Origin of the sequence: Burkholderia sp. 9775_39, from assembly GCF_015712225.1 — a bacterium.
Taxonomy (GTDB): Bacteria; Pseudomonadota; Gammaproteobacteria; order Burkholderiales; family Burkholderiaceae; genus Burkholderia; species Burkholderia cenocepacia.
Genome location: NZ_JACCQC010000100.1, coordinates 1 through 419, shown reverse-complemented (window position 1 = coordinate 419; position 419 = coordinate 1). Strand labels below are relative to the sequence as shown.

Genomic DNA, 419 nt, shown 5'->3' with positions numbered 1-419 from the left:
AGTGAAAGTTGCTCACCGGCTAATGAAATATCTGTATTATGAACGTTTACGCGCACATCCCTTCCGAGGAGCCTTGCATGGAACTGCTTGAAGAGCATCGCTGTTTTGACGGCCAGCAACAACGCTGGCGTCATCACTCCCCTGTCCTGAACTGCGCCATGACGTTCAGCATTTTTTTACCGCCTGAGCGCGAAACACCGCCGCCGGTGCTGTACTGGCTGTCGGGGCTGACCTGTAACGATGAGAACTTTACCACCAAGGCGGGCGCCCAGCGCATTGCCGCCGAGCTGGGCATCGCGCTGGTGATGCCGGATACCAGCCCGCGCGGTGACGAGGCGGCCAACGACGACGGTTACGATCTCGGACAAGGCGCCGGCTTCTACCTGAACGCCACCGAGGCGCCCTGGGCGGCGCACTAC

The 419-nt window shown here is 60.1% G+C and carries 1 protein-coding gene; it reads left to right on the top strand.

Annotated features, from left to right (window positions below; genetic code table 11):
* Nucleotides 1-77: 77 nt before the first annotated feature.
* Nucleotides 78-419, top strand: a 342-nt coding sequence (locus H0X90_RS35445) for an alpha/beta hydrolase-fold protein (RefSeq protein WP_269065278.1), incomplete at its 3' end; no start/stop codon positions are given.